26 protein-coding genes and 1 pseudogene are annotated in these 17,682 nt (G+C 40.8%); all 27 read left to right on the top strand.

What is annotated here, in order from left to right; translation table 11 throughout:
* Positions 1 to 53: 53 nt before the first annotated feature.
* The 27 genes and pseudogenes from mutL (at position 54) to rpsH (ending at position 17,495) form a co-directional block, all read left to right on the top strand.
* A complete protein-coding gene (mutL, locus tag BZG42_RS00415; RefSeq protein WP_155996231.1) occupies positions 54 to 1,991 on the top strand; it encodes a DNA mismatch repair endonuclease MutL in 1,938 nt (645 codons plus the stop codon).
* A gap of 28 nt (positions 1,992 to 2,019) precedes the next feature.
* Complete coding sequence (ruvA, locus tag BZG42_RS00420) at positions 2,020 to 2,610, top strand: Holliday junction branch migration protein RuvA (protein ID WP_155969326.1); 591 nt, start codon at positions 2,020 to 2,022, stop codon at positions 2,608 to 2,610.
* Between the two features lie 49 nt (positions 2,611 to 2,659).
* Positions 2,660 to 3,214 carry a DNA-3-methyladenine glycosylase I gene (locus BZG42_RS00425; RefSeq protein ID WP_024532323.1) on the top strand — a complete coding sequence of 185 codons (555 nt, stop codon included), beginning with the start codon at positions 2,660 to 2,662 and terminating at the stop codon, positions 3,212 to 3,214.
* Positions 3,215 to 3,272: 58 nt separating this feature from the next.
* Positions 3,273 to 4,455 (top strand): annotated as a pseudogene (locus tag BZG42_RS00430) (competence/damage-inducible protein A).
* A 51-nt stretch (positions 4,456 to 4,506) separates the two neighbouring features.
* Positions 4,507 to 5,649 (top strand): recombinase RecA, encoded by a 1,143-nt coding sequence (gene recA, locus BZG42_RS00435; RefSeq protein ID WP_024532325.1) that lies wholly within the window; start codon positions 4,507 to 4,509, stop codon positions 5,647 to 5,649.
* A gap of 528 nt (positions 5,650 to 6,177) precedes the next feature.
* Positions 6,178 to 6,576, top strand: coding sequence for a transcriptional regulator Spx (gene spx, locus BZG42_RS00440; protein ID WP_024532326.1), 399 nt, complete (start codon positions 6,178 to 6,180; stop codon positions 6,574 to 6,576).
* Between the two features lie 103 nt (positions 6,577 to 6,679).
* Positions 6,680 to 6,946, top strand: a complete 267-nt coding sequence (locus BZG42_RS00445) for an IreB family regulatory phosphoprotein (RefSeq protein WP_002939360.1) — start codon at positions 6,680 to 6,682, stop codon at positions 6,944 to 6,946.
* The gene (ruvX, locus tag BZG42_RS00450) at positions 6,946 to 7,365 is read left to right on the top strand and encodes a Holliday junction resolvase RuvX (protein WP_032537883.1); all 420 of its coding nucleotides are present in this window, start codon (positions 6,946 to 6,948) and stop codon (positions 7,363 to 7,365) included. Before BZG42_RS00445 ends, ruvX begins: the two co-directional genes overlap by 1 nt.
* An 11-nt stretch (positions 7,366 to 7,376) precedes the next feature.
* Entirely contained in the window at positions 7,377 to 7,682 is a 306-nt protein-coding gene (locus BZG42_RS00455) for a DUF1292 domain-containing protein (RefSeq protein ID WP_024532328.1), read from the top strand.
* A gap of 324 nt (positions 7,683 to 8,006) precedes the next feature.
* Positions 8,007 to 8,552, top strand: a complete 546-nt coding sequence (locus BZG42_RS00460) for a nucleotidyltransferase family protein (protein WP_236563891.1) — start codon at positions 8,007 to 8,009, stop codon at positions 8,550 to 8,552.
* 93 nt (positions 8,553 to 8,645) lie between these two features.
* Positions 8,646 to 9,116 carry a sigma-70 family RNA polymerase sigma factor gene (locus tag BZG42_RS00465; protein ID WP_155996229.1) on the top strand — a complete coding sequence of 157 codons (471 nt, stop codon included), beginning with the start codon at positions 8,646 to 8,648 and terminating at the stop codon, positions 9,114 to 9,116.
* Between the two features lie 533 nt (positions 9,117 to 9,649).
* Positions 9,650 to 9,958 (top strand): 30S ribosomal protein S10, encoded by a 309-nt coding sequence (gene rpsJ / locus BZG42_RS00470; protein WP_002939332.1) that lies wholly within the window; start codon positions 9,650 to 9,652, stop codon positions 9,956 to 9,958.
* A gap of 265 nt (positions 9,959 to 10,223) precedes the next feature.
* Entirely contained in the window at positions 10,224 to 10,850 is a 627-nt protein-coding gene (gene rplC, locus BZG42_RS00475) for a 50S ribosomal protein L3 (protein ID WP_024532330.1), read from the top strand.
* Positions 10,851 to 10,874: 24 nt separating this feature from the next.
* Positions 10,875 to 11,498 (top strand): 50S ribosomal protein L4, encoded by a 624-nt coding sequence (gene rplD, locus BZG42_RS00480; protein WP_024532331.1) that lies wholly within the window; start codon positions 10,875 to 10,877, stop codon positions 11,496 to 11,498.
* Positions 11,498 to 11,797: a 50S ribosomal protein L23 gene (locus tag BZG42_RS00485; protein WP_024379978.1), complete on the top strand. Its 300-nt coding sequence runs from the start codon at positions 11,498 to 11,500 to the stop codon at positions 11,795 to 11,797. The genes rplD and BZG42_RS00485 overlap by 1 nt, the downstream gene beginning before the upstream one ends.
* 17 nt (positions 11,798 to 11,814) lie before the next feature.
* Entirely contained in the window at positions 11,815 to 12,648 is an 834-nt protein-coding gene (rplB, locus tag BZG42_RS00490; protein ID WP_024391479.1) for a 50S ribosomal protein L2, read from the top strand.
* A 90-nt stretch (positions 12,649 to 12,738) separates the two neighbouring features.
* Positions 12,739 to 13,020, top strand: coding sequence for a 30S ribosomal protein S19 (gene rpsS / locus BZG42_RS00495; RefSeq protein ID WP_000533766.1), 282 nt, complete (start codon positions 12,739 to 12,741; stop codon positions 13,018 to 13,020).
* 17 nt (positions 13,021 to 13,037) lie between these two features.
* Positions 13,038 to 13,382, top strand: coding sequence for a 50S ribosomal protein L22 (gene rplV, locus BZG42_RS00500; RefSeq protein ID WP_002936662.1), 345 nt, complete (start codon positions 13,038 to 13,040; stop codon positions 13,380 to 13,382).
* Positions 13,383 to 13,394: 12 nt separating this feature from the next.
* A complete protein-coding gene (gene rpsC / locus BZG42_RS00505; RefSeq protein ID WP_024391478.1) occupies positions 13,395 to 14,048 on the top strand; it encodes a 30S ribosomal protein S3 in 654 nt (217 codons plus the stop codon).
* Positions 14,049 to 14,051: 3 nt separating this feature from the next.
* Positions 14,052 to 14,465 (top strand): 50S ribosomal protein L16, encoded by a 414-nt coding sequence (gene rplP, locus BZG42_RS00510; RefSeq protein WP_024532333.1) that lies wholly within the window; start codon positions 14,052 to 14,054, stop codon positions 14,463 to 14,465.
* A 9-nt stretch (positions 14,466 to 14,474) separates the two neighbouring features.
* A complete protein-coding gene (gene rpmC, locus BZG42_RS00515) occupies positions 14,475 to 14,681 on the top strand; it encodes a 50S ribosomal protein L29 (RefSeq protein WP_024532334.1) in 207 nt (68 codons plus the stop codon).
* Between the two features lie 23 nt (positions 14,682 to 14,704).
* Entirely contained in the window at positions 14,705 to 14,965 is a 261-nt protein-coding gene (rpsQ, locus tag BZG42_RS00520; protein WP_000440801.1) for a 30S ribosomal protein S17, read from the top strand.
* 24 nt (positions 14,966 to 14,989) lie between these two features.
* Complete coding sequence (gene rplN, locus BZG42_RS00525) at positions 14,990 to 15,358, top strand: 50S ribosomal protein L14 (protein ID WP_002936658.1); 369 nt, start codon at positions 14,990 to 14,992, stop codon at positions 15,356 to 15,358.
* A gap of 79 nt (positions 15,359 to 15,437) precedes the next feature.
* Positions 15,438 to 15,743 carry a 50S ribosomal protein L24 gene (gene rplX, locus BZG42_RS00530; RefSeq protein WP_024532335.1) on the top strand — a complete coding sequence of 102 codons (306 nt, stop codon included), beginning with the start codon at positions 15,438 to 15,440 and terminating at the stop codon, positions 15,741 to 15,743.
* Positions 15,744 to 15,766: 23 nt separating this feature from the next.
* Entirely contained in the window at positions 15,767 to 16,309 is a 543-nt protein-coding gene (gene rplE / locus BZG42_RS00535; protein ID WP_018377731.1) for a 50S ribosomal protein L5, read from the top strand.
* Positions 16,310 to 16,323: 14 nt separating this feature from the next.
* A complete protein-coding gene (locus tag BZG42_RS00540) occupies positions 16,324 to 16,509 on the top strand; it encodes a type Z 30S ribosomal protein S14 (protein WP_024532336.1) in 186 nt (61 codons plus the stop codon).
* A gap of 587 nt (positions 16,510 to 17,096) precedes the next feature.
* Entirely contained in the window at positions 17,097 to 17,495 is a 399-nt protein-coding gene (gene rpsH / locus BZG42_RS00545; protein WP_024532337.1) for a 30S ribosomal protein S8, read from the top strand.
* Positions 17,496 to 17,682: the final 187 nt, after the last annotated feature.

A 17,682-nucleotide genomic window follows, 5' to 3' on the forward strand; every position in this document is an offset into this window, starting at 1 on the left:
GAAAACTAATACTATAATATTGATATTTTTAAAAACATAGTAAGGAAAAAATTATGTCACATATCATTGAATTACCAGAAATACTAGCCAACCAGATTGCTGCAGGAGAAGTCATTGAGCGTCCAGCCAGTGTGGTCAAGGAGTTGGTTGAAAATGCCATTGATGCTGGTGCTAGCCAAATTGAAGTTTGCATCCAAGAAGCTGGTCTCAAAACTATCCAAATTACGGACAATGGTGAAGGGATTGCACCAGATGAGGTGGCTCTAGCTCTTCGTCGTCACGCTACCAGCAAGATTAAGAGTCAATCAGATCTCTTCCGTATTCGGACACTGGGTTTTCGAGGGGAAGCCCTTCCTTCTATCGCTTCTGTCAGCTATATGACGATTGAGACAGCTACGGTTGATTGCTCCCATGGTATACATTTAGAAGCAAAAGGGGGAATTATTGAGAAAGAAGAACCGATCAGTCGCCCTGTTGGTACGCAGGTTACTGTAGCGGATCTATTTTATAATACCCCCGCTCGACTCAAGTATATGCGTAGCCAGCAGGCCGAATTATCGCACATTGTAGATGTTGTCAATAGATTGAGCCTAGCTCATCCAGAAATAGCCTTTACCTTGAAGAATGAGGGACGAGACTTGATTCAGACTGCTGGAACAAGCAAATTGCGCCAAGCTATTTCAGGAATTTATGGCATTGCTTCGGCTAAAAAAATGGTTGAGATTGAAGCAGAGGACTTGGATTTTCGGGTATCTGGTTATGTTTCTCTACCAGAATTAACCAGAGCCAATCGTAACTACATTTCCATCTTCATCAATGGTCGATATATAAAAAATTTCCTGCTCAATCGAGCTATTTTAGATGGATATGGTAGCAAATTGATGGTAGGACGCTTTCCGTTGGCTGTCATTTCCATTGAGATTGATCCTTATCTGGCGGATGTCAATGTGCATCCAACCAAGCAAGAAGTCCGCATTTCTAAAGAAAAGGAATTGATGACACTCATTCGAGAGGCTATTGGTGGCGCACTCAAGGAGCAAGATTTGATACCAGATGCTCTTGAAAATCTGGCTCAATCTAGTACGCGGACGAAAATAAGAGTAGAGCAGGAAACATTGCCTCTCAAGGAACCCAAAATCTACTATGATACGGTCAAGCAAGATTTTTTCCTCAGACCAGAAGTGGTATCAGAGGACATCAAGCCCTTGGAAGAGGACGACTGCACAAAACTAGAGTTGCAGCCTGAAGAGAAAGTGAGGCCTGTTCAATTTGCAGAACGCCGATCTCCTGATTTTGAAGACCAAGACCATCCAAGTTTAACGATTAAAGAACTGTCTAAGTTGGCAAATAAACTTGACCAGGAAGAGGCATCAACTTTTCCAGAATTAGAATATTTTGGGCAAATGCACGGGACTTATTTGTTTGCTCAAGGCAAGACAGGATTGTACATCATTGATCAACATGCTGCTCAAGAGCGAGTTAAATACGAGTATTATCGTGAAACAATCGGTCAGGTTGACAGTTCAGCTCAGCAATTACTAGTACCCTATATTTTTGAATTTCCGCAAAATGATGCTCTCACCCTTACTCACAAAATGGATGCCCTCCATCAAGTAGGGATTCATCTGGAAGAATATGGTTCCAATCAGTTTATCTTGAGAGAACATCCTATCTGGATGAAGGAAGAGGAGATTGAGTCAGGGATTTATGAAATATGCGACATGCTACTTTTAACAGATCAAGTGTCCATTAAGCAGTATCGGGCAGAGTTGGCGATTATGATGTCCTGCAAGCGATCTATCAAAGCCAATCACGCTCTGGATGATTATTCTGCACGAGATTTGTTACGACAGTTATCCCATTGTCAGAACCCCTATAATTGTCCGCATGGACGACCTGTCTTGGTGCACTTTAGCACATCAGACATGGAAAAAATGTTTCGCAGGATTCAAGAAAACCATACCAGCCTGAGAGAATTAGGCAAATATTAACATGTTGACACATCAGTAAGAGGAATATATGTACGACTATATCAAAGGAATTTTAACAAAAATTACTGCAAAATATGTTGTGGTAGAAGCAAATGGCATTGGTTACATCTTACAGGTGGCAAATCCTTATGCTTATTCTGGTCAAGTTCAGCAACCGGTTACCGTCTATACTCATCAAGTTATTCGTGAGGATGCCCATCTGTTGTATGGGTTTGCGACAGAGATGGAAAAATCAGTTTTTCTCAGTTTGATTTCTGTTTCTGGCATCGGTCCAACTACTGCCTTGGCTATTATTGCTGTCGATGATAATGATGGGTTGGTTCGTGCTATTGAGCAAAAAAATATTACTTATCTAACTAAGTTTCCAAAGATTGGTAAAAAAACAGCTCAGCAGATGATTTTAGACTTGGAAGGCAAGTTTGTTATGAGCGAAGAGATGAGACCTGCTCAGCCGACAGTAGCTGTGAATGAAAATATTGCTCTTGAAGAAGCTATGGAAGCCATGGAGGCCCTCGGTTATCGTCCAACCGAACTCAAGAAGATTAAGAAGTTCTTTGAAGGGACATCTGACACTGCTGAAAATTACATTAAATCAGCCTTGAAGATGCTGATGAAATAACAAGAATGGTCAAATGGACCTATTTTAAATATCGGACGGAGGTATTTTCATGCCAAGATGTTCTTGGGTAAATGTAAATAACCCACTTTATATTGCCTATCATGACGAAGAGTGGGGTAGACCTCTTCACGATGAACAGGCGCTGTTTGAGTTGCTTTGTTTGGAGTCCTACCAAGCTGGACTATCTTGGGAGATTGTTCTTAACAAACGTCAGGCCTTCCGATCTGCCTTTTTCGATTTTGATATTCAGAAGGTTGCTAAAATGACAGATATGGAGTTGGATAGCCTTTTGGATAATCCAGCTATTATTCGTAATAAAGCAAAACTCTACGCCACTCGTGCTAATGCACAGGCTTTTTTGAAGGTGCAGGAGGAATTTGGTACATTTGACCATTACCTCTGGTCATGGGTTGAGTTTACACCGCTAGACAATCCTGTTAAGTCCTTTTATGATTTGCCAACCAAGAGTGACTTATCCGACCGTCTATCTAAGGATTTGAGGAAGAGAGGGTTCAAGTTCGTCGGTCCTGTTTGTGTCTATTCCTACTTACAAGCAGCGGGATTGCTAAATGAACATGAAAAAACGTGTGATTTTTCAAAATAATCAGATGGATGACGAATTATATAGATGAGCAGGTAATGCAATTTCTAGAAGGAGGAATATGAAAGCAGAACTAATCGCTGTTGGAACGGAGATTTTAACAGGGCAGATTGTTAATACGAATACTCAGTTTCTATCCGAAAAATGTGCAGAGCTGGGAATTGATGTCTACTTCCACACAAGTGTTGGAGACAACCAAGGTAGACTTTTACAGGTGCTGGATATAGCCAGTAGACGCAGTGATTTGGTCATTCTATGTGGAGGTCTTGGCCCTACGGAAGATGATTTAACCAAACAAACATTAGCTCGATTTTTAGGGAAAGAATTAGTTTTGGATGAGCAGGCCAAGCTTAAATTAGACCGTTTTTTTGCTAGTCGTCCAGGTCGTATTCGCACACCTAACAATGAACGTCAGGCACAGATTGTAGCAGGAAGTACCCCCTTGCAAAATCCTGCTGGTTTAGCTGTTGGGGGATTGATTGAGCAAGAAGGAATAACCTATGTTGTACTTCCAGGCCCTCCGAGTGAGCTAAAAGCTATGTTTACTACCAGTCTATTGCCGATGCTAGGCAATTCTCATAGCCAACTTTACTCACGGGTTCTGAGATTTTTTGGTATTGGAGAAAGTCAGCTGGTGACGATTTTAGCAGATTTGATTGATAATCAGACTAATCCAACTTTAGCACCTTATGCTAAAGTCGGTGAAGTCACCTTGCGCCTGTCTACCAAAGCTACTTGCCAAGAAGAAGCAGATCAAGTATTGAATCGTTTAGAAACACAAATTTTGCAACGTGATAAACTAGCAGAGTATTTCTATGCCTATGGTGAAGAAAATAGTCTGGTGAAATTGGTGGCGACCAGCTTGGCGGGGAAAGAGCAAACTCTGGCTGTATGGGAACAGGGGACGGGTGGGCTCTTACAAGCAGAATTGAGTTTGGCGCTGGCCGAACAGCCTTATTTTATCGGAGGTAGGGTTGTTGGTCAGAAAGGAGCTGCTTCGGGCAATTTGTCTGTTCAAGCAAGCGGTATTCGTGACGATCTACAAGCCGATTGTAGGTTTAGCTATGTCGGTTTTTATCAAGCCGTCCTCAACGGTAGACAACGTTCTTGCCAAGATCTCACTGGCCTTATCAAGTCCTTCTGGAGTTATTCAAAAGGAGCTAGATTTGGGAGGTTATTCATGGCAACATATCCGTCAACTAGCTTGTTTACAAGCTCTAGATTTTGTACGAAATACTTTGTGAAATAACAGAGTTTTGCTATAATGATTTAAGTAAGAAAAGAGGAGAAAAGCATTGGCTAAGAAACCAGGAAAAAAATTAGAAGATATTACAAAGAAATTTGGTGATGAGCGTAAAAAAGCATTGGATGATGCCTTAAAATCAATTGAAAAAGATTTTGGTAAGGGCGCTGTCATGCGCTTGGGTGAGCGTGCGGAGCAGAAGGTTCAGGTAATGAGTTCTGGAAGCTTGTCTATTGACATCGCTCTTGGTGCGGGTGGCTATCCTAAAGGTCGTATCATTGAGATTTACGGACCAGAAAGTTCCGGTAAAACAACGGTTGCCCTTCATGCTGTAGCCCAAGCTCAAAAAGAAGGAGGAATTGCAGCCTTTATTGATGCTGAGCATGCTTTGGATCCTGCCTATGCAGCAGCTCTTGGGGTCAATATTGATGAGTTGCTCTTGTCACAGCCAGATTCAGGTGAGCAAGGTCTTGAAATTGCAGGAAAATTGATTGATTCAGGAGCAGTTGACTTGGTTGTTGTTGACTCTGTTGCTGCTCTTGTACCACGCGCAGAAATTGATGGGGATATTGGTGATAGCCATGTCGGGTTACAGGCGCGTATGATGAGTCAGGCAATGCGTAAGCTATCAGCTTCTATCAATAAAACCAAAACCATTGCCATTTTTATCAACCAATTGCGCGAAAAAGTGGGAGTCATGTTTGGTAATCCTGAAACCACACCAGGTGGACGTGCTTTGAAATTTTACGCTTCAGTTCGTATGGATGTTCGAGGAAATACTCAAATTAAGGGAACTGGCGATCAGAAAGATCAAAATGTCGGTAAGGAAACCAAGGTGAAAATTGTGAAAAACAAGGTGGCTCCACCGTTTAAAGAGGCTATTGTGGAAATCATGTACGGTCAGGGAATTTCACAAACCGGTGAGTTGATTGAGATTGGTAGCAATCTTGGTATCATTCAAAAAGCAGGTGCTTGGTATTCTTACAATGGAGAAAAAATTGGCCAAGGTTCGGAGAATGCTAAGAAATTCCTTGCAGATCATCCGACTATTTTCGAAGAAATTGACCGTAAAATCCGTATTCACTATGGGTTAATCGAGGAAGAATCCGGTTCAACTGAGGTAATCGAAGATCCTACTTTTGAAGGACAAGATGTTATTCTGGATCTAGATGGTGGCATTGAATTAGAAGAATGATCCTTTTCTTGATAAGTAAGAATCTGCAGTGAGTTTTTAAACCTGTAGTTACATTTTACGAATGGTGTTCACATCATGATTGAATACAGACAAACATATTTTAGGTGTTTGTCTTTTTATACTTTCTAGAAAAGTTATCATTTGGATAAAACAAAAGACTATGAAACTATCGGAAGCATAAAATAGATACAAGACAAGTACGAATTTTTGATAGAGGTAAATTATAGAGAGCTTCCCCGAATTTGTAGGAGAATGAATATCAAAAATTTTTCCATGAGGTCTCGGTAACATTCTATCAGATTGATACGTATTGTGTTTGTTCGATTTTCTTTCTTGAACGATTATTTTCCAGCTTTCTTGAGCTAGACTAGATTTTATTTTTACGGAACTTAAACATAAAAAATCATAAAAACCGAATTTTTCCCAAAAAATTTAAAGTTTTTTTGAAAAATAGGTCTACAGACTGAGGGATTCTATGGTATAATAGTTTATAATCTGCTTAATAAGATGTAGCAAAGGGGTGACTACATGATTAAAATTTATACGGTATCTAGTTGTACTTCTTGTAAGAAAGCGAAAAACTGGTTAAATGCTCACCAGCTATCCTATAACGAGCATAATCTTGCAAAAGAGGCTATCACCAAGGAAGAAATCTTGAATATTTTGACAAAAACTGAGAATGGTATTGCAAGTATCGTGTCGTCAAAGAACCGTTATGCCAAGAGTTTGAATTTTGACATTGAAGAGTTGAGTGTAAACGAAGTTATTGACTTGATTACTTCTAATCCGCGTATTTTAAAGAGTCCAATTTTGATCGATGAAAAGCGTCTTCAAGTAGGATATAAAGAGGACGATATTCGCGCATTTTTGCCTCGGGCAGTGCGTAATGTTGAAAATGCTCAGGCCCGCATGAGAGCAGCTTTATAAGATTGTATGGAAAGAACTCTGTTTGAGGGTTCTTTTTGCGCTTTCTTTGAGAATAATTCAAATTTGTGATATAATGATAAAAATAGGGAAAGAAGGTGTGAGTATGGGGTTTACTGAAGAAACTGTTCGTTTTCGCCTAGATGACACCGATAAGCAAGAGATTAGTAAAACATTAACTAGTGTTTATCGTTCATTGGAAGAAAAGGGCTACAATCCGATTAATCAGATTATTGGCTATGTGTTAAGTGGGGATCCTGCCTATATTCCTCGATATAATGATGCCCGTAATCAGATTCGTAAGCATGAACGTGATGAGATCATCGAAGAATTGGTGCGTTACTACTTGAAAGGAAATGGGATTGATCTCTAATGAGGATAATGGGATTAGATGTCGGTTCAAAGACAGTTGGCGTGGCCATTTCAGATCCACTTGGTTTTACAGCCCAAGGTTTGGAGATTATTCCGATTGACGAGAAGAAGGGTGAGTTTGGGCTGGAACGCTTAACAGAATTGGTCAGTCAATACAAGGTTGAGAAGTTTGTTGTCGGTCTGCCTAAAAATATGAACAATACTAGCGGTCCGCGCGTAGAAGCGAGTAGAGCCTATGGTGATCTGCTAGTGGAACGCTACAAACTCCCCGTTGAGTATCAAGATGAGCGGCTAACAACTGTCGCAGCAGAGCGGATGTTGATTGAGCGGGCGGATGTCAGTCGAAGCAAGCGTAAAAAAGTTATTGACAAGTTGGCTGCTCAGCTGATTTTACAGAATTACTTAGATAGAATATTTTAAAGGAGACTCTAATGGCACATCATCATGACCACGAACACGACGAACGTGAATTGATTACTTTGGTGGATGACCAAGGTAATGAAACACTTTTTGAAATCTTATTGACAATTGACGGTCAAGAGGAATTTGGCAAGAACTATGTTCTCTTGATTCCTGCGAGCGCAGAAGAAGACGAGAACGGTGAAGTTGAAATTCAAGCTTACTCATATATTGAAAATGAGAATGGTACAGAAGGCGACTTACAACCAATTCCAGAAGATGCGACAGCAGAATGGGATATGATTGAAGAAGTTTTCAACAGCTTTATGGAGGAATAAAAAGGTCCAGTGGACCTTTTTATCATGAGCTTGAAAATTAGCAAGCGAGCAAGGGTCCAGAGGACCTTTTTATCATGAGCTTGAAAATTAGCAGGCGAGTAAGGGTCCAGAGGACCTTTTTATCATGAGCTTGAAAATTAGCAAGCGAGTAAGGGTCCAGAGGACCTTTTTGTTATAATCACAAAAATAGGTCAGCGAGTTAAAGTTCGGATGGACTGTGTTTGGAAGCTTAAAGTTGAAACGATTGGGAAGTCTTTTGTGCACTCACTAATAAAAGATAGAAAAATATAAAAGGTGACATTTCTCATGCTTTGGAGAAGATGGATGATTGAAGAATTCAAAAAAAGTCTGCAAGCAGCTCCGGATATATTGGCTATATTGGAGATTATTGCTGAGCTTAATCTGGCAGATTGCTGGCTCTGTGCTGGGACTATTCGTAATTTCGTTTGGAATCAATACAGCTTTGATCGAGATACGGATGTGGATGTCGTGTTTTTTGATGAACAAATATCTTATGAAGAAACGTTGGTATTGGAATCTCATTTGCGTAAAAACTATCCTGAGTATAGATGGGAAGTGAAAAATCAAGTCTATATGCATATTCATAGTCCAAATACTCCCCCTTACAAATCTAGTAAGGATGCGATAGAAAAATTTCCAGAAAGATGCACGGCAATAGGCCTCCGTCTGGTAGAAGATGGACAACTAGAAGTTTATTCCCCTTTTGGAGTGGAGGATATGTATAATTATCTAGTCAGACCGACACCGCATTTTAAGATTGATCCTGAACGTATGCTTCTCTACCGAGCAAGAATGACTAAGAAAAAGTGGTTGGATAAATGGCCAACACTAACGATAGAAGGTATATAACGATCTCCAATAGAAATAAGTGGACAAAAATGTCCTGTTGAATCAATGCCCTTTTCGATAAACTAAGACCATCAATGTAAAGGAGATCAGGTCATGGAATTTGAAAAGGTTTATTCAAAAGTGAAAGGGATCGTTCACAAGGCTCGTAAAGATTTTTATGTCAAACTATGGGAAAAGGGAGACTGGGAGCAAGAAGGGATGATGGTCTTGTTTGAATTATTGGATGCACAACCAAATCTCTTGGAGGAGTCTGATAGATTATACTGTTATTTCAAGGTGAAATTTAGAAACCATATCAAAGATGTGATTCGCAAACAAGAAAGTCAGAAGCGAAAATTTGATCGAATGACGCACGAAGAAATTCATGGTCTCTCACACATGATTCAATCACCTGGTCTAATCAATGATGAGTTATTGATGCTGCGAGCTGCTTTGAGAGAGTACCGGAAAAATCTTTCACCGAGCCAGCAAGAAAATTATGAAAAACTCATGAGTGGTCAATGTTTCAATGGTCGTCGCAAAATGATTCGTGACCTGCAGGAATACTTGAAAGATTTTCGCTAGTGAAACAAGTACAGTTGCTAAGGCTTTTATAGCTTCCTAATTTTCAACTGTTCAGGAGTAAATAGTTAGGAGTTGTAAATAGAGTATACGCAGTTCGTTTCAAAAGCTGTAGCTAATAATCTAATACTTCCTTATTTTAAGTATTGCTTTTTAATCATCTGGTGGATTGATTTTGTCAGGTGAGGCATGCTCAAAGCTTCTTAGTGATTGGAAAATGCACCGAGGAAGTGTTTTTCTAATTTCATCATTTTTCAATGTTGCGGCAGCAGATCGAGTTCCTTCATTTATTTTGAAAGATAAGCAAAGATGATTACAGTGTCCCAAAGCTATAGCTTCGGGATTTTTTTAAAAAATTGGGTATAATTCCTTGCATTGTCAAGGAAAATCTGATAAACTATTCTGGTGCCGTAAAAATTACGGTTGTAGCTTTGATGCAAGAGGTTGCGACACGCTCGGTTGCATTGCCACGCAACTCGTGTTGGTTTTCTTGTGGAGCTAGCCTATTATTTTAAATAGACGAAAAGGAGAAAAAGATGGCAAACAAAAAAATCCGCATCCGCTTGAAGGCGTACGAACATCGTACACTTGATACAGCTGCTGCAAAAATCGTTGAGACTGCAACTCGCACAGGTGCTCAGGTAGCAGGTCCGGTTCCGCTTCCAACAGAACGCAGCCTCTACACAATCATCCGTGCGACTCACAAGTACAAAGATTCTCGTGAGCAGTTCGAAATGCGTACACACAAGCGCTTGATCGATATCATTAACCCAACTCAAAAAACAGTTGATGCTTTGATGAAATTGGATCTTCCAAGTGGTGTAAACGTCGAGATTAAATTGTAAGAAGCCATACGGCGAAAGCAAGTGTTCAAATGGACTTGAACACGAGCTAGACTCTGTGTGAAAGAGGAATACGTAATCGTTTCAATCTTGGTGATCACGGTTGTGGATTCCTTGTAAGTATAAACTTTTCAATGAGACGAAAGTTTCTCTGTCAAGTTTTCTATTTTCGCCCTGAGTTTGATGCTCTTTGTATCTTGATTTTGAGCATAAAAAACGCTCGTTAAAAACTTTTTAAATATAAAATAAGAAAAGGAATAATTTTCTCATGACAAAAGGAATCTTAGGGAAAAAAGTGGGAATGACTCAAATCTTCACTGAATCTGGTGAATTTATCCCTGTTACTGTCATCGAAGCAACTCCAAACGTTGTTCTTCAAGTGAAAACTGTTGAGACTGATGGCTATGCTGCGGTCCAAGTTGGTTTTGATGACAAACGCGAAGTTTTGAGCAACAAACCTGCCAAAGGCCATGTAGCTAAAGCTAACACAGCTCCTAAGCGCTTCATTCGTGAATTTAAAAACATTGAAGGCTTGGAAGTTGGTGCGGAACTAACAGTTGAACAATTTGCGGCTGGAGATGTTGTGGATGTAACTGGTACATCTAAAGGTAAAGGTTTCCAAGGTGTTATCAAACGCCATGGACAATCACGTGGCCCTATGGCTCACGGTTCTCGTTACCACCGTCGTCCAGGTTCTATGGGTCCTGTTGCACCTAACCGTGTATTTAAGGGTAAAAACCTTGCAGGTCGCATGGGTGGCAACCGTGTAACAATTCAAAACCTTGAAATTGTACAAGTTGTTCCAGAAAAGAACGTTATCCTTATCAAAGGTAATGTACCAGGTGCTAAGAAATCTCTTATCACTATCAAATCAGCAGTTAAAGCTGGTAAATAATAAGGAAAGGGGAAATCAGTCGAAATGGCAAACGTAACATTATTTGACCAAACCGGTAAACAAGCTGGTGAAGTAGTTCTTAATGATGCAGTCTTTGGTATTGAGCCAAACCAAGCAGTTGTCTTTGATGTCATCATCAGCCAACGTGCTAGCCTTCGTCAAGGTACTCACGCAGTTAAAAACCGCTCAGCAGTTTCAGGTGGCGGACGCAAACCATGGCGTCAAAAAGGAACTGGGCGCGCTCGTCAAGGTTCTATCCGTTCACCACAATGGCGTGGTGGTGGTGTAGTCTTTGGACCAACTCCACGTTCATATGCGTACAAACTTCCACAAAAAGTTCGTCGCTTGGCACTCAAATCTGTCTACTCAGAAAAAGTTGCTGAAAACAAATTTGTAGCTGTTAACTCGCTTGAATTCACAGCTCCAAAAACTGCTGAATTTGCAAAAGTACTTGCAGCATTGAGCATTGATTCTAAAGTCCTTGTTATTCTTGAAGAAGGAAACGAATTCGCAGCTCTTTCAGCTCGCAACCTTCCAAATGTGAAAGTTGCTACTGCAACAACTGCAAGTGTCCTTGACATTGCAAATGCAGACAAACTTCTTGTAACTCAAGCAGCTATCTCTAAAATTGAGGAGGTTCTTGCATAATGAATTTGTATGATGTTATCAAAAAACCTGTCATCACAGAAAGCTCAATGGGCCAACTCGAAGCAGGCAAGTATGTATTTGAAGTTGACACTCGTGCACACAAACTCTTGATCAAACAAGCTGTTGAAGCAGCGTTTGAAGGTGTTAAAGTTGCAAATGTTAACACAATCAACGTGAAACCTAAAACAAAGCGCGTAGGTCGCTATGTTGGTCGCACAAATAAAGTGAAAAAAGCAATCATCACATTGACTGCTGATTCAAAAGCGATCGAATTGTTCGCTACAGCTGACGCTGAATAATCAAAGGAGGAATTAACGTGGGTATTAAAGTTTATAAACCAACGACAAATGGCCGTCGTAACATGACTTCTTTGGACTTTGCTGAAATCACAACAAGCACTCCAGAAAAATCATTGCTTGTTGCCTTGAAAAACAAAGCTGGTCGTAACAACAATGGTCGCATCACTGTTCGTCACCAAGGTGGCGGTCACAAACGTTTCTATCGTTTAGTGGACTTCAAGCGTAATAAAGATGGTGTTGAAGCGGTTGTTAAAACGATCGAATACGATCCAAACCGTTCAGCAAACATCGCTCTTGTACACTACACGGATGGTGTCAAAGCTTATATCATCGCTCCTAAAGGTCTTGAAGTTGGTCAACGTATCGTTTCAGGTCCAGAAGCAGACATTAAGGTTGGTAACGCACTTCCGTTAGCAAACATCCCTGTCGGTACGGTTGTTCACAACATTGAGTTGAAACCAGGTCGCGGTGGTGAGTTGGTACGTGCTGCTGGTGCATCTGCACAGGTTCTTGGTCAAGAAGGAAAGTACGTTCTTGTTCGCCTTCAATCAGGTGAGGTTCGTATGATCCTTGGTACTTGCCGTGCTACTGTTGGTACTGTAGGTAATGAACAACATGGTCTTGTTAATCTTGGTAAAGCCGGCCGCAGCCGTTGGAAAGGTATTCGTCCAACAGTTCGTGGTTCTGTAATGAACCCGAACGATCACCCACACGGTGGTGGTGAAGGTAAAGCACCGGTTGGTCGTAAAGCACCATCTACACCATGGGGTAAACCAGCTCTTGGTTTGAAAACTCGTAACAAGAAAGCTAAATCAGACAAACTTATTGTTCGTCGTCGTAACCAAAAATAAGCTTAGGTTACTAGCTGAATTCCGCCAACTCGGTAGCCCGCATTGCGGGCAAGCCGCTGTGGTACATATTTTAAAGGAGAACACATTAAAATGGGACGTAGTCTTAAAAAAGGACCTTTCGTCGATGAGCATTTGATGAAAAAAGTTGAAGCTCAAGCAAATGACGAAAAGAAAAAAGTAATCAAAACTTGGTCACGTCGTTCAACGATTTTCCCAAGTTTCATTGGCTATACAATTGCGGTTTATGATGGTCGTAAACACGTGCCTGTATATATTCAAGAAGACATGGTAGGTCACAAGCTTGGTGAATTTGCGCCAACTCGTACTTATAAAGGTCATGCTGCTGACGACAAGAAAACTCGTCGTAAATAATTTAGGAGGAAAACACAATGGCAGAAATTACTTCAGCTAAAGCAACTGCTCGCACAGTACGTGTTTCACCTCGTAAATCACGTCTTGTCTTGGATAATATCCGTGGCAAAAGTGTGGCAGACGCAATTGCAATCTTGAAATTCACACCAAACAAAGCTGCAGGCATCATCGAAGGAGTTTTGAACTCAGCGATTGCCAACGCTGAAAACAACTTTGGTTTGGAAAAAGCAAACTTAGTAGTAAGCGAAGCATTCGCAAACGAAGGACCAACTCTCAAACGTTTCCGTCCACGTGCGAAAGGCTCAGCTTCACCAATCAACAAACGCACAGCTCACATTACTGTAGTTGTGGCAGAGAAATAAGGAGGTAAAAACGTGGGTCAAAAAGTACATCCAATTGGTATGCGTGTTGGCATCATCCGTGATTGGGATGCTAAATGGTATGCTGAAAAAGAATACGCGGATTACCTTCATGAAGATCTTGCAATCCGCAACTTTATCAAAAAAGAATTGGCTGATGCATCAACATCAACAATCGAAATCGAACGTGCTGTAAATAAGGTTATCGTTTCTATCCACACTGCTAAGCCAGGTATGGTTATCGGTAAGGCTGGTAGCAACGTTGATGCACTCCGTGCTCAATTGAACAAATTAACTGGTAAGCAAGTGCATATCAATATCATTGAAATCAAACAACCTGACTTGGATGCACACCTTGTCGGTGAGTCAATCGCTCGTCAATTGGAGCAACGTGTGGCGTTCCGCCGTGCTCAAAAACAAGCTATCCAACGTACGATGCGTGCTGGTGCCAAGGGTATCAAAACGCAAGTTTCTGGACGTTTGAACGGTGCTGATATTGCTCGTGCAGAAGGCTACTCCGAAGGAACAGTTCCTCTTCACACACTTCGTGCGGATATCGACTATGCTTGGGAAGAAGCTTTGACAACTTACGGTAAACTTGGTGTTAAAGTATGGATTTACCGTGGCGAAGTCCTTCCGGCTCGTAAAAACACTAAAGGAGGTAAATAACAGATGTTAGTACCTAAACGTGTAAAACACCGTCGTGAGTTCCGTGGAAAAATGCGCGGTGAAGCCAAAGGTGGAAAACAAGTAGACTTCGGTGAATATGGTCTTCAAGCAACCACTAGCTCATGGATTACAAACCGCCAAATAGAAGCTGCCCGTATCGCTATGACTCGTTATATGAAACGTGGTGGTAAAGTTTGGATTAAAATCTTCCCACACAAGTCATACACTGCTAAAGCTATCGGTGTACGTATGGGTTCTGGTAAAGGTGCACCTGAAGGTTGGGTGGCTCCAGTTAAACGCGGTAAGGTTATGTTTGAAGTAGCTGGTGTTTCTGAAGAAATCGCACGTGAAGCATTCCGCCTTGCTGGTCATAAATTGCCAGTTAAAGTTAAATTCGTAAAACGTGAAGCAGAATAAGGAGGAGACATGAAACTTCAAGAAATTAAAGATTTTGTAAAAGAACTTCGTGGCCTTTCTCAAGAAGAACTTGCAAAACGCGAAAACGAGTTGAAGAAAGAACTCTTTGACCTTCGTTTCCAAGCTGCTGCTGGTCAACTTGAGCAAACTGCTCGTTTGAACGAAGTTAAGAAACAAATTGCACGTATCAAAACTGTGCAATCTGAAGCTAAATAATAGATTGGGAAAGGAGAATTTCAATGGAACGCAATAATCGTAAAGTTCTTGTTGGACGTGTAGTATCTGACAAAATGGACAAAACCATCACAGTTGTAGTTGAAACAAAACGTAACCACCCAGTCTATGGTAAACGCATCAACTACTCTAAAAAGTACAAAGCTCATGATGAAAACAATGTTGCTAAAGAAGGTGATATTGTTCGTATCATGGAAACTCGCCCACTTTCAGCTACAAAACGTTTCCGTCTTGTAGAGGTTGTGGAAGAGGCAGTTATCATTTAATCAACCTGAAAGGAGAAAATTGACATGATTCAAACAGAAACTCGTTTGAAAGTTGCTGACAACAGTGGCGCACGCGAAATCTTGACAATCAAAGTGCTTGGTGGTTCAGGACGTAAATTCGCTAATATCGGCGACATCATCGTTGCTTCAGTGAAACAAGCTACTCCTGGTGGTGCGGTTAAAAAAGGTGACGTTGTAAAAGCCGTTATCGTTCGTACTAAGACAGGTGCTCGTCGTGCTGATGGTTCGTATATCAAATTCGATGAGAATGCTGCAGTTATCATCCGTGAAGACAAAAACCCTCGCGGAACTCGTATCTTTGGCCCAGTGGCGCGCGAATTGCGTGATGGCGGTTTTATGAAAATCGTTTCATTGGCACCAGAAGTACTTTAATCTGACAAACTAAGTCCCCTGTTACCTCCTTTGAGGTTCAGGGTGCCCATTAGGGCGTAAGAATAATAGGAGAAATCAAATGTTTGTAAAAAAAGGCGATAAAGTTCGCGTAATCGCTGGTAAAGACAAAGGCGTTGAAGCAGTTGTCGTAACAGCACTTCCAAAAGTAAACAAAGTTGTTGTTGAAGGTGTCAATATCGTCAAGAAACACCAAAAACCAAACAGCGAAAATCCTCAAGGTGCTATTGTTGAAAAAGAAGCGCCAATCCATGTGTCAAACGTTCAAGTTCTTGACAAAAACGGTGTTGCGGGACGCGTTGGTTACAAATTTGTAGATGGCAAAAAAGTTCGCTACAACAAAAAGTCAGGCGAAGTGCTTGACTAATCACGAAGGAAAGGAGAAGTATAATGGCAAATCGTTTAAAAGAAAAATATCTTAATGAAGTAGTTCCTGCTTTGACTGAACAGTTCAACTATTCTTCAGTTATGGCTGTGCCAAAAGTTGATAAGATTGTTTTGAACATGGGTGTTGGTGACGCTGTTTCTAACGCCAAGAACCTTGAAAAAGCTGCTCAAGAATTGGCTTTGATTTCAGGACAAAAACCACTTATCACTAAAGCTAAGAAATCAATCGCCGGCTTCCGTCTTCGTGAGGGTGTTGCAATCGGTGCAAAAGTTACTCTTCGTGGTGAGCGTATGTATGAGTTCTTGGATAAATTAGTTACAGTTTCACTTCCACGTGTCCGTGACTTCCACGGTGTACCAACTAAGTCATTCGACGGACGTGGTAACTACACGCTTGGTGTGAAAGAGCAATTGATCTTCCCAGAAATCAACTTTGATGATGTTGATAAAACTCGCGGTTTGGATATCGTTATCGTTACAACTGCTAACACTGACGAAGAATCACGTGCATTGCTTACAGGCCTTGGTATGCCGTTTGCAAAATAAGAGGGAGAGAATAAATGGCTAAAAAATCAATGATCGCTAAGAACAAACGTCCAGCTAAGTTCTCTACACAAGCTTACACACGCTGTGAAAAATGTGGTCGTCCACATTCAGTTTACCGCAAATTCCAATTGTGCCGTGTATGCTTCCGCGACTTGGCTTATCTTGGACAAATTCCAGGTGTAACAAAAGCGTCTTGGTAATATCATGATGTGAGAGCGTTAAGTAACCACGGCAAAAATAGGAGTTTTGACGAAGAAGTTTACTTCTAGAAAAAACTATCTTTTTTGCAAAGGTTGTAGCTCGAACTCAAATAATATGATGCGAGTGCGTAAAAAACTCAAAGTGAAAACAGGAGTCTTGACGAAGGCGTTTTGCGCCTAGGAAAGACTATCTTTTTCACACAGAGTTTAGCACGAGTTCAAATCTCATGATGCAAAGGATGCTAAGAAATCCGTATGAAAATAGGAGTTTTGATGAAGAAGTTGTTGAAGCTATCGTGTTTTCATTAGGATTTTCGTCCGTGCTCAAATAACATGATACTACGGGCGTAACGGACTAAGTGAAAATAGGAAATCTAACAATGAACGCTCGAGTTCTAGGCAGATTTGCACCTAAAGGTAGCCACATCTGTAAACTGGCTAAAGTTATAACGGCTGCGTTTCTTTTTCACAAAGTCCATAGTCCGAGTTCAAATTGGCTTGCAGACTGATTTGGACAAATACCTGCCCTTCGGGCAACATTAACTGGTAAGTGCTATGCAAACTGCCAGTAAGAGGAGAAAAAACAAATGGTTATGACTGACCCAATTGCAGATTTTTTGACACGTATTCGTAATGCTAACCAAGCAAAACACGAAGTGCTTGAAGTACCTGCATCAAACATCAAAAAAGGCATTGCTACAATCCTTAAAAACGAAGGTTTTGTAAAAAATGTTGAATTCATCGAAGATGACAAACAAGGTATCATCCGTGTATTCTTGAAATACGGACCAAACGGCGAAAAAGTTATCACTAACTTGAAACGCGTTTCAAAGCCAGGTCTTCGTGTTTATTCAAAACGTGAAGATATTCCTAAAGTTCTTAATGGACTCGGTATCGCAATCATCTCAACTTCTGAAGGTCTTTTGACAGATAAACAAGCTCGTCAAAAGAACGTTGGTGGTGAAGTTGTTGCATACGTTTGGTAATTGATGATGTGAGAGCGTAAAGCTACCAAAGCAAAAATAGGAAATCTGACGAAGAATGCTCGCATTCTAGGAAGATTTATCATTTTTGCACAGGTAGTAGCTCGAACTCAAATCATGATACAAGAGGCGTTTAGCCCAGTGTTCTAATCAACATAGCTGATTTGGGCAGTATCAAATTACTCACTCA

This window comes from Streptococcus sp. DAT741 (genome assembly GCF_009866825.1).
Lineage (GTDB): Bacteria > Bacillota > Bacilli > Lactobacillales > Streptococcaceae > Streptococcus > Streptococcus ruminantium.